Raw genomic sequence first — 12236 nt, 5'->3', positions numbered from 1 at the left:
TCCCATGAACGTTTTTTTAGTTTCGTCATAAAAAAAAAGACCTCCCACCGAAGCCATATAAATAAACATTTATAAATTTAGGTTTTCAGATAGAACAGTTGTAGCCGCAATAACTAATGCTTTACTCTCTCCCTTTTCACGTAAACGACGCAGACGTTCCATCGCAAGTTGTTGCATCGAATTAGGTTGAGGAATTTCACTTTTGGCGACGTGGTCTATCTCCATCACATTTTCTTTTTTAAATAGTTGATATTTTTGATAGCTTTGTCGATATTTTTCAAGCTTTTCCTCAGTTAAAATCCCCGCACGTTCCCAGAGCGTTTGGTAATCTGCTAATATTTCCTTTACCATCGCATCCTCAACAGATTTGATTAATTTAACGTTCCATTCAATATTTTGCCTTAATGCACTCGGTGTTAAATTAGACGATCCAATATATACCTCCACCCAATTCCCTCTCATGAAAAGATAACCTTTGGCATGCAAACCTCCCTCTATAGGCTCATCATATAATCGGACTTCAATATTTTTAAAACTCTGTAATTTTTCAATCGCTTTTGGTTCTGAAAATTGCTGGTAAGTAGAGGTCAAAATTTTCCCGTGAACTCCACGTTCCTTTAATTCATTTAACTTCTGTACCAATAATTGCACCCCACCAAATGTCATAAAGGCCACCGTGAAATAAAATTTCTCGCACTCTTCAAGCGACATCAGCAAATCGCTTAAAACATTTTGTGAGCCGTGATTTCGGATAAAGGTAGTTTCTTGTTCCATTTATCATATCATTCCTTTTTTATTATTAAATTATTATTATTTTACCACAACTATCTTAGATTTAACCCTATTCCTCCTAAAAGATAACGTTCCACCATCCAAAGCATTGTTATTTAAAGAGCCACTTATCTATCTAAGCATACGGTCGAACTCTTTCGCGGTGAACGCCGTCCTCGCCTCAGGTTTAGTTATAAAAATTACCCGCCAGCCCAGCTAGCTAAAGATCCCAAACATATAATTTAATAAAAAGATTTAAAGCCGTGAATATTTCTTACTTATTTTGCCAATAACAGAAGTGTAAGTGATAAGCTTACACTCCCTAAAATATTTTTCACATATAACTCTTCCTAAATTTATTAAATTTGAAAAAGCGTTCATCCCCCCCATGAACGCTTTTTCAATTTAAGGAGTTTTGATTTTCTAACCCTTTTGAATATTTTTTTTATTTCTTTATTTGTCTGAATATTTTTTTGATTATTGTCCATATTATAAGGGTAAGTTTTAAACTTACTCCCCCCCTAAAAACTTCATATTACTCTCTCCTAAAAAAACGTTCGTCCCCCCGAACGTTTTTTTTATAAATTTTAATGAAGGACTGAATAAAAATTGATTAATTAGTCCATAACTTAAGTGTAGGGAAAGCAGCTAGATAGAACAGAATAATTAACTCCCTATAAGTGGAGACAACAACTTCGTTGATTGACATCCTAGATTCTCCACTTATTGAGTTTGAGAAACTTCCACCAAAACTCCTTCTTTAATAAAAAATAATATCTTTCATTAAACAACTGGATTTTCTTCCCTGAAACCAGTTGTTTTTTAATTTTTATTCTAGCCCCCTCTTTTAAAAGGACCCCCATTATGCTATTAATAGATCATTCTAATCCATTTAAAAGAGAATAAATAAGGAGGTTCCTTAGATGCAACAAATTTTAAATACCCCGTTTGTGACGCGGGCATCGGATTCCCCTGAATTTGAGGGGCATTCCTTTATGCTCACTGTCTCAGAATGCGATCACTGTAAAACGTTATTACTAGAATCCAACATGATTGGTATTTTCGAATTTATCACTCAAAAAATCGAAATAAAAGATTCGCCCGCTAACTTTATGATGAAGAAGTATCTTATTTTAGAGAATGGAATGGCTATCGATCAAAAGGTTACATTCGGACGGATGATCCATTACGGCATGCTAGAGTTTAATGTCAATGGTAATTATGAGGATCCTCCCGCCCTTTTATTTCAAAGGGCCAATTGTGACTATCTTTCTCTTTATGATCTCATCCAAACCCATGAATCTTTTATTGGCGAGATGCGGCAAAATGTTAAATCAATTGAAGGATCTAATTGTTACATTCAGCAACTTGAACCAGAACAAGAAAATGAGAATGAATTTCTTGAAGGAATGATGATTAAAAAAGAGTTGATTCCCATCATCGATAAACACGACACCAAATATATCGAAATTATATCCTATGAAAAGCGCTATGTTCGGTTTAAAAACAAATTTTGTTATACGACCGTTTATTTCTTAAAACATCATCATTTAACAGCGGTTAAGTCCCCCGCCTTCATCACATCAGATGTTTATTTGTTAACACATCATCAATTCAGTCAGATAGTCATCTGATTAAGTTATCCATTTCACCTAATTTTAAGATCATTCCATTACAATTAAGATAAAAATCGACATATTTTATCAAAAAATGGTGAAAAATGTTTGATTTTAATAAAATATGTGATATAATTAAATCATTCCAAAAGAAGAATTCCATTCTTCTTCTGTTTCTATAAAATATGCTACTTTAAAAAAAGACATCCTCCCCCTAATGATGTCTTTTTTTATATTTTCAGGAATGAATACGAAAAAAGGAGATTGACTATTAAGTCAATCTCCTTTTTTTAGTCATTTTGACGTGAATTAAAAATCATAATTAAACGTAATAACTCCGCAACGGCCACCACTGCTCCTGCAACATAAGTTAATGCTGCTGCCGTTAACACTTTTCGTGCCCCCGCTTTTTCTTCTCCGCTATATAAAATATTCATCTCTGAAAGCTGGTTTAAAGCGCGTGCCGAAGCATTAAATTCAACGGGCAACGTAACCAACTGAAATAAGACGGTAATCCCAACGAGGATAATCCCTAATAATAGAAATTGAGATCCACCGAAAATAAATCCTAATAAAATGGCTAAATATCCAAATTTATTAGCAAAATTCACAATAGGAAACATTGCCGAACGGAATTGCAAAGGAGCGTAGGCATTCGCATGCTGAATCGCATGACCACATTCATGGGCCGCTACCGCTAAGGCTGCAAGCGATGTTCCGTAGTAAATATCATGAGATAAGCGAACGGTTTTACGTGTAGGATCATAATGATCACTCAGGCGTCCTCCAACTTCTGTTAAATGAACGTCCATTAATCCATTACGATCTAGAATACGACGAGCCACATCTGCTCCCGTTAACCCAGATGAAGCACGGACACGTAAATATTGATTAAATGTTGATGATAAATACGCCTGCGCTAACATCGGAACTAATAAAGCAATTAATAAATAAATCCAATACGATGAATGCGAACCCATCCCGTATCCACCGTAATAACCTCCATAATATAAGAACATTGTTCAATCACCTCTACTCGATTAACACTAAACTTATTATACACCATTTAAAAGTTAATCTTTAAAGACCATGAAATCTTTTTTGAGTTTTATACAATTGTTACATCAAATTCTCTAATAACTCTCGTGCTGGTGCTAATGTGGCATCCAAACGTAAAATAGTTTCTAAGTGAGTTACTGCCTCGCTTTGGCGCCCTTCCTCAATTAAAAACTGAGCATAATCGAATAAAAAGTCAGGATTGTCCTTATAATTCATCCATGCCTTTTCAAAAGAAGCCGCCGCTTGATCATAGTCTTCTAACTCTAAAAAGGCGATAGCTAAATCCCATTCAAAATGATCATCAAATAGTCCATTTTCCTCATAATGGTGAACATTATGGACCACTTCCTCATAGTCGTGAAGGGCTAAACAGATACGATTTCCTCTTAAAGCAGCCTCGACATCTTCAGGATCTAAATTTAATGTTTCATAGTACGCATCACGCGCTCCTTCTAAATCCTTTAATTGTTCAAGCGCTTCTCCTTTTAAAAAGTAGAGTTCGGCATTAAACTCATTATGTTTAATTCCCTCCTGAATCACTTCAAGGGCCCGATTCGCCTCTTCTTCCTTTAAATATATCTTACCGAGTAATGGGTAAATCGTGTCATAGCTAGGATCAAGTTCTTTGAGCTCATTAAACGTGCGCTTAGCTAATGAATAGTCCCCTACTTGATACGCAAGAAACCCTTTGTTAAATAATTGATCTGTATTTAATTTTCCAAAGTACTTTTCTGATAAGTTAAATTGTTGAAGTGCCTGTTCAAACTCACCGATATGACTATAACATGTTGCTAATCGATCATAGACGTTAACCTCTGCATTTAAGGCACATTCAATCAAATCTAAGTATAAATCTAACGCTTGTTCAAAAGCCCCAATATGATAGTAAAATTCAGCATACGCTAAGTGAATTAAATCATTCTTAGGTTCTAGGGCAAGCGCCTTTTTTAATTTATCTTCAGCAACTTCAAATAGTCCCTGAGCGATATACATGTCGGCCTCTAATAATAATACACTAACATTTGTTTCTTCGTCGCTTCCAGATAAAAGCTCTAACGCTTTTTCATCTTCTGCTAAGTCTAAATATAAGTCGGCTAAAAAGGTTTTTAAGTTCACCTCATTAGGATATTTAGCGAGCAACGGTTCAACGAGTTCAATGGCCTTTGAAACATGAGAAATAGCAGCAAAAATTTGTGCAATAATAAAAATTTCATCGTCCGTTGCATCAAATGCAAAATGTTGCATTTTCTCAATGATATCCTCTGTTAATTGTCCTTGTTCGTATTTTTCAATAAAATATTCAATTGCCATTTTAACACCTCTAATTTTCTGATAACGCTTGTAAATGTTGTAAAAAGTCCGGATAAGATATATTCATAGACTCAACATCTTCAATAACTAATGGTTTTTCTAATAAGAGTGAAGCGACGCAAAGCATCATCGCAATACGATGATCTTTATGGCTAGATACCTTAGCCTCGCAAAAATCCTCCATAGGATTTCCCTCAATAATCATTCCGTCTTCTGTCGCCTTAATCTTAGCTCCTATCGATGACAATTGCTGAACAGTTACATCGATACGATTCGTTTCTTTAACCTTTAACTCCTCAGCATCCTTAATGACTGTTGTTCCAACCGCTCTAGTTGCAAGCAAGGCTAAGATAGGAATTTCATCAATTAAGCGTGGAATCAACTCTCCCTCAATAACCGTTGCCGTTAGACGAGGCGTATACTCTACCTTTAAATCAGCTACAGGCTCGCCTCCAAAATAACGTGGGTTAAGAAGGGTCAAATTTCCTCCCATCGACTGAATAACGTCAATAATCCCGGATCTCGTTTCATTAATTCCCACATTATTTATGATAATTTCACTTCCAGGAACAATCAGTGCGGCAACTATAAAAAAGGCCGCAGAAGAAATATCTCCAGGTACAAAAACTTCTCCAGGTGTTTGGGGCATTTGAGGGCCCTCAATCGTAATCACTCGATTGAGCTTTTGATAGTGAATTTTAAAATCTTCAAACATCTTTTCGGTGTGATCTCTCGTGGGAATCGGTTCACTAATCGTTGTTCTTCCCTTTGCTAACATCCCCGCTAACATCACCGCCGATTTAACTTGTGCGCTAGCAACAGGTAATACATACGAGATACCACTTAAGTGACTTGGAAAGATATGAGCCGGAAGCGTTGCTTCCTCCTTTAATTCAATGCGCGCTCCCATTTGAGAAAGCGGGGTCACTACCCGTCTCATTGGCCGCCTTGATAAAGAGTCATCCCCGATTAATGTCACCGGTTTTTTCAAATAAGGAAACACGCCCATTAATAGGCGCGCTGTCGTCCCGGAATTTTTAGCATCTAAAACTGGAGACTCAATCTCAAAGGAGTCGATTCCCGGACTCGTAATCGTTAAACAGTTATTCTCAATGTGAGATTTAACGCCAAAGCTTTTAAATATTTCAAGTGTACTTAGACAATCTTCCCCAAGAAGTGGGTTATAAATCTGGGTTGTTCCCTTTGAAAGGCTACTAAATATAATAGCACGATGAGTAATCGACTTATCTGAAGCTACCGTTAAACTTCCTTTTAGTGACATACACGCTCCTCCTTCGTCGTGAATTCGCTAAGAAATTGTTTAAGTAACGTTTCAAGCCCCGCTATCGAAAATGAAACCAACTCGGGTTTAGCTAGTTGATTTAGCAAGACGAAGCGCACCTGTTTTCGTTGATTTTTTTTATCATGCATCATGTACCCTAAATACCGTTTAGCATGATCGACGTTAAACGGAAGTGGGAAATGCAGTCGTTTTAAATAGGTCAAATATTGACCGATAGCTAAATCAATACCAAAAATATGTTCACTTAAGTAAAGCGAAAATAAGATACCAATCGCAACGGCCTCTCCATGGGAAAGTTCCTTTTCATCTAATTCAATGGCATGTCCAAATGTATGACCAAAATTTAGATAGGCACGACATCCCTGTTCAAACTCATCCATTTGAACAATTTCCATTTTCACCATGAGGCTTTGAATTAATAACTGGGCAAAAGTCTCGTCCAAAAGGGCATCTAACGATTGAATTTGTAGCAACTGACGAAGTAAAGAGGGATTCGCAATAAATCCATGCTTAACCATCTCTGCTAACCCACATCGCCATTCCTTTTCCGATAGTGTTCTTAAAAAACGCAAATCATAAACCACGGCTTTTGGGGGATAAAAAGCGCCAATTAAATTTTTTCCTAATTCATGATTAATAGCGACCTTCCCTCCAATAGCACTATCATGGGCCAGTAATGTCGTTGGAATTTGAATAAAATCTATCCCTCTCATATAAGTCGCGGCAACAAATCCAGCTAAATCGCCCACAACGCCCCCACCGAAGGCAAGTAAACAGGCTTGACGATCGACTTGACTTTCGATAAGGAACGTCTGAATCTGATGATAACAATCAAAGCTTTTTGAGCTTTCCCCGGGAGTAATAATATAAGTTATCGTATTTTCCGGCAATACGTGTGATAACTTTTGATAATGTAAATCATAGACTGTTTGATCGGTCACAACAATCGTTTGAGTTGCCTGTTGTAAAAAAGGCGCTAGGACACTTAGGCAGTCTTCCCCAATGTAAATGGGATATTCACTTGATGACGTTTTAACTTGTAATTGTTTCATTAAAAATCCCTCATCGCTTGACGATGACGATTCATCGCCTCTACTAAGTTTGACATTTGATTTGATCCAAACTCCTCTAAAATTTCACGGGCTAACTCCATCGCAAGCACAGATTCTAGGACAATTCCGGCCGCCGGCACCACACAACTATCTGATCGCTCAATCATACTCTTTTCAACCTTTTTCGTTTCTATATGAATCGAATTCAAGGGTTGGTATAACGTTGGAATAGGTTTAATCATCGCATGGACAACCAATGGCATTCCATTAGTCATTCCACCCTCGAAGCCACCGTAGTGATTACTCGTTCGTATAAATCCTTGGTCATAGGCAATTTGGTCATGAACCTCACTTCCAAAAGAAGAACTTGAAAGCATCGCATCACCAAAATACACCCCTTTTACCGACTGAACCCCGATAAAAGCGGCCGCAATTTTGGCGTCTAACTTACGATCAAATTGAACATAGGTTCCAAGGGCCGGTGGCACATTTTTAGCGAGAACCTGAACGATTCCTCCTACTGAATCCCCTTGTTTTTTCGCATCATCGATATGTGCACACATCTTAGCAGAAACAATCGGGTCCACACATCGAACAGGCGAGTCTTGAATAGCCTCTTTAATTTCGTCAAAGGATAAATGCGTTTCCCCGATTGAAACCTTTCCAATTTGTAAAACGTGCGAAAGAACCTCAATTCCTAGCGCCGCTAAAATTTGTTTAGCAACAGCACCAACGGCAACGCGAATGGCCGTCTCACGGGCTGAGGAACGCTCTAATACATTTCTTAAATCACGGTGTCCGTATTTCATCGCCCCTACTAAATCCGCATGTCCAGGTCGTGGAACCTTTTTAATGTCGTATTCTAATGAAGGAATTGGCTCAATAGCCATGACCTCTGACCAATTTTTATTATCCTTATTCTTTATAACGAGTGTAATAGGCGATCCAAGTGTCATCCCATGGCGTACCCCACTTGTAATCTGCACTTGGTCACTTTCTATCTTCATTCGATCGCCACGTCCATAGCCTTGTTGACGGAGTTTAAGATCTTTGTTAATCATCTCTTCAGTTAACAAAAGCCCCGCAGGAACCCCTTCAATAATAGCCGTTAACTGTGGACCATGTGATTCACCGCTACATAAATAACGCATCCTATTCCTCCTTATCCTTTTATTAAATTTAACACTTCCTGTCTCATCGCTAAATCTTCTTTAAAAATTCCAGTGCTATAAATAGTTTTCGTGATTGCACCAGGTTTCTTAATGCCGCGCATCACCATGCACATATGTTCAGCCTCGATGACTACCATGACCCCTTTAGATTGAATCGAATTCGCAATTGTATCTCCTATCTGTTTTCCCATACGTTCTTGAAGTTGAGGTCTTCTTGAAATGACGTCTGTTACACGTGCAATTTTACTTAATCCAACAACCTCATTATTTTCCGGATAATAAGCCACATGAACTCGTCCGAAAAATGGCAGTAAATGATGCTCACACATCGAATGGAAAACGATATCTTGAACAACGACATATTGATCATATTCCTCACTAAAATAAACCTCTAAATGTTTTTTCGGATCCTCATGTAACCCTGAGAAAACTTCTTCATACATACGTGCGACACGCGCTGGTGTGTCAATGATTCCTGGTCGATTTGGATCCTCTCCAACTGCTTCTAAAATCATCTTAACCGCTGTTTCAATTTTACTTTTATCCACTGACATATTATCACCTTTTCACCTAGTCATTCGACATTTAAATATATATGCTATTTTATCATATTCTATATTAAAAATGACGAACATTTTCAAAATACGCGCTCTATGTCTCCCGTTATTTCCTATTATAAGACAAAGAGAGGGTCCTTAAACATCCCCCCTCTTTTAATCTCAAAAAAACTCTACTTCCCCGCACACCTTCTAAGCAAAGAAAAAGATTGTTCCCATAACCCACTGCCTTTCATAAATTTAACTTTTTCAAAAATGGCCTTCCATTGACGTTGCGTCATTCCTTCAACAGGATAACAATAACAACCATCCTAATGACAAACGAGAATCCTCCTCATACATTAAATTCTCACCTTATCAAAAATTAGAACCATTCTACGTGGCAGTTTATCATCGCTGATAATTAATCGTTATCTGAAACCGATGGTTATTTCTCGGTTATATGAGAAAAAAAAGCATAAAAGCAAGTTAGCTTGCTTTTATGCTTTCTAATGGTTGATCCATCATTGATTGATATAATTCAACATAGCGTTGGGCCGAATTTTCCCAAGAATAATCTCCTGTCATCCCTGCAACCATCAATTGGCGCCAAACATCTTTATCTTGACGATAATAATTTACCGCGCGGCGAAGTGTGTGTAGCATATCGTGTGCATTGTAATTTGTAAAACTAAATCCGTTTCCTTCGATTGTTTCTTCGTTGTACGAATGAACCGTATCGTTTAATCCTCCCGTTTCACGTACAATCGGAACCGTTCCGTAACGGAGTGAAATTAATTGTGATAATCCACATGGCTCATATAATGACGGCATTAAGAACATATCGCTTGCTCCATAAACTAAATTAGCAAGCTCTCCGTTATATCCTAAATAGATTCCAACTTGATTTGGGTATTTATCGCGAATCCATTGGAAATATTGTTCGTATTTCGCTTCCCCTGATCCAAGTAAGAAAAACTGTACGCGATCATAAATTAAGTGCTCTTCTAAAATGTGTGTGATTAAATCAAGCCCTTTTTGTGAGTCTAATCGAGTGATAATACCGATTAATGGAATATCAGGATTTACTTCTAAATTAAAGCGCTGTTGTAACTCTTCTTTATTTTTAGCCTTTAATTCAAGCGTTTCAACGGTATATGGAGAAACTAATGCCGGATCCGTTTCTGGATTAAATAAATCCACATCAATTCCATTAACAATTCCTGTTAAATCCGCTTGACGCATTTTTAAAATATGATTTAGATTCTCTCCATAAAAATCAGTTAGAATTTCTTTCGCATACGTTTCGCTAACCGTTGTTACCTTATTCGCATACTGGATTCCTAACTGCATGTAGTTAATTTGAATATCATCAAAACGATAGCCTAGATGGCGAACAGCATGCGATGAAAATTGACCTTGGAATCGTAAGTTATGAATGGTATAGACCGTTTTTGTATTATAGTAAAATGGATCCGCATAATAGCGTTGATTCATAAAGAATGGAATCAATCCTGTTTGCCAATCATTTGTATGAATAATATCTGGCTGGAAGTTAATATTTTTCAATAACCTTAACGTAACCTCACAGAACATTGCAAATTGGTAATCACGGTCCGGACAATCATAGATAGAATCACGATTTGAAAATAAAGGTTCAAACATTAAATAATATTTGATTCCCTCTAATTCAACACAGTTAATCCAGAACATTTTCCCCATGACTTCAACATTCGTCACCCAATAGGCCCCTTTTAATAACCCTTCTGGGATTTGTTTATAGCCCGGCAAAATCACACAAACATCATGACCTTGTTTGGCTAATGCTTTTGGAAGGGCGTATGCCACATCGGCTAGCCCCCCTGTTTTAATAAATGGATAAACTTCTGACGAGACAAATGCAACTTTCACCGGCTTAGGCCTCCTTAGCAGGATAGATTGTACGACCACAAGTGATGATTTTATCATTGAAGTCTTCTTCTGAAACATGTGGGAAGATACGAACGTTTCTTTCAACAATTGTTCCCTCAGGTAGACGTACCCCTTTACCAATAACATTTAAACCACTAGATAATACTTTTGGTTTATCTTCATTTGCACATGATACTGCTCCGCGTCCAATAATACTTCCTTTACCGATGACACATTCTTTATCAATGATTGCTCCGTCAATGACACATCCTTCTTCAATAATTGTGTCATTCATAATAATACTATTACGAACAATTGCATTTGGATGAATATGAACACCTGGACTTACCACGCACTTTGTAACTGATCCAGCGACGATTGATCCATTTGAAATTAAACTTTGGCAAACTTGAGCTTTTGAACCAAATTTAGCTGTTGGTTTTTCCTCGCTCTTTGTATGAATAATCCAATTTGGATCATACATGTCTAATTGAATTTGATCAACAGTTGTTGTTAATTCTAAGTTAGCCTCTAAATATGATTCATAAGTTCCAACATCTTTCCAATAATCACGGAAGCGGTAAGAATAGACGTGTCCATGCTCAATTAAATGTGGGATAACATCGCTACCAAAATCTAATCCCTCTTTTTTAAGATGTTGTAATGTATTGATTAATACATCTGTTTTAAACACATAAATTCCCATAGAAGCTAAATTACTTTTAGGTTCTGCTGGTTTTTCAGCGAATTCTACAATACGTCCGTTCTCATCATCTGTTAAAATTCCAAAACGTGAAGCTTCCGCCCAATCTACTTCTTGTGCACAAACGGTTACATCTGCATTGTTATTAATGTGTTGTTCAATTAATGGACGATAATCCATTTTATAAATATGATCTCCTGATAAAATTAAAACATTATCCGGATTTTTACGTTTAATATAACTAATGTTTTGTAAAATTGCATCCGCCGTTCCTGTATACCATTGATCTGATGAATGCCCTTCACATGGTTGTAATAATGTAACTCCTGTATTTTTACGGTCAAAATCCCAAGCTTGACCTACCCCAATATGCTCGTTTAATGATAAAGGTAAGTATTGAGTTAAAATCCCAATATCATAGATTTCTGAATTTGAACAGTTACTCAATACGAAATCGATAATTCTAAATTTTCCTGCGAATGGAACGCTTGGTTTTGCTCTCCCAAGTGATAAAATGTCTAAGCGTGACCCACGCCCTCCTGCTAAAATCATAGCTAAAGTCTTCATTAAAAATTCCCCCATTTCTATCGTTTAAGCTGGCCATTAATTTTTATTCAGCACTACTTAGCACCTTCGAACCACCTAATATTATCACGCTAGATTCGGTATTTTTATCGTCTTTTGTCACATACCTCATAATTATTCTGTTTTATCGTAACCCGTTACACATCACCTACCAAGAAAACGTTTTCTCGACATTTTTATTTCTTTTATGACCCTTAGATGTTCTTTTTTGTCTTTT

At 37.0% G+C, this 12236-nt stretch carries 10 protein-coding genes; 1 reads left to right on the top strand and 9 read right to left on the bottom strand.

The genetic code is table 11. The annotated features are described in order from the left end of the window. Window positions 1–69 precede the first annotated feature (69 nt). On the bottom strand, window positions 70–774 hold the full coding sequence (locus tag AACH31_RS03060) for a phospholipase D-like domain-containing protein (protein WP_161832273.1): 705 nt from the start codon (window positions 772–774) through the stop codon (window positions 70–72). Window positions 775–1694: 920 nt separating this feature from the next. Between AACH31_RS03060 and AACH31_RS03055 the strand changes: the two genes are divergently transcribed. Beyond that, window positions 1695–2405, top strand: coding sequence for a hypothetical protein (locus tag AACH31_RS03055; RefSeq protein WP_161832274.1), 711 nt, complete (start codon window positions 1695–1697; stop codon window positions 2403–2405). Window positions 2406–2677: 272 nt separating this feature from the next. Here AACH31_RS03055 and AACH31_RS03050 read toward each other — a convergent pair whose 3' ends face one another. From AACH31_RS03050 to glgC, 8 genes are all read right to left on the bottom strand, one after another. Then, entirely contained in the window at window positions 2678–3406 is a 729-nt protein-coding gene (locus tag AACH31_RS03050; RefSeq protein ID WP_262950703.1) for a zinc metallopeptidase, read from the bottom strand. A 100-nt stretch (window positions 3407–3506) separates the two neighbouring features. After that, a complete protein-coding gene (locus AACH31_RS03045; protein ID WP_161832276.1) occupies window positions 3507–4757 on the bottom strand; it encodes a tetratricopeptide repeat protein in 1251 nt (416 codons plus the stop codon). 10 nt (window positions 4758–4767) lie between these two features. Continuing rightward, window positions 4768–6039 carry a 3-phosphoshikimate 1-carboxyvinyltransferase gene (gene aroA / locus AACH31_RS03040; protein ID WP_262950702.1) on the bottom strand — a complete coding sequence of 424 codons (1272 nt, stop codon included), beginning with the start codon at window positions 6037–6039 and terminating at the stop codon, window positions 4768–4770. Continuing rightward, window positions 6030–7112 carry a 3-dehydroquinate synthase gene (gene aroB / locus AACH31_RS03035; RefSeq protein ID WP_161832278.1) on the bottom strand — a complete coding sequence of 361 codons (1083 nt, stop codon included), beginning with the start codon at window positions 7110–7112 and terminating at the stop codon, window positions 6030–6032. Before aroB ends, aroA begins: the two co-directional genes overlap by 10 nt. After that, window positions 7112–8263: a chorismate synthase gene (gene aroC, locus AACH31_RS03030; protein ID WP_161832279.1), complete on the bottom strand. Its 1152-nt coding sequence runs from the start codon at window positions 8261–8263 to the stop codon at window positions 7112–7114. The genes aroB and aroC overlap by 1 nt, the downstream gene beginning before the upstream one ends. A gap of 11 nt (window positions 8264–8274) precedes the next feature. Then, entirely contained in the window at window positions 8275–8838 is a 564-nt protein-coding gene (gene folE / locus AACH31_RS03025; RefSeq protein WP_161832280.1) for a GTP cyclohydrolase I FolE, read from the bottom strand. Between the two features lie 471 nt (window positions 8839–9309). Further along, complete coding sequence (locus tag AACH31_RS03020; protein WP_262950701.1) at window positions 9310–10731, bottom strand: glycogen synthase; 1422 nt, start codon at window positions 10729–10731, stop codon at window positions 9310–9312. Between the two features lie 4 nt (window positions 10732–10735). Then, window positions 10736–12001, bottom strand: a complete 1266-nt coding sequence (gene glgC, locus AACH31_RS03015) for a glucose-1-phosphate adenylyltransferase (RefSeq protein WP_161832282.1) — start codon at window positions 11999–12001, stop codon at window positions 10736–10738. Between the last annotated feature and the right edge of the window lie 235 nt (window positions 12002–12236).

Source organism: Turicibacter faecis (assembly GCF_037076425.1).
GTDB lineage: Bacteria > Bacillota_I > Bacilli_A > MOL361 > Turicibacteraceae > Turicibacter > Turicibacter faecis.
The sequence above is the reverse complement of the archived record's forward strand: the minus strand, read 5'-3'. Positions and strand labels throughout refer to the sequence as shown.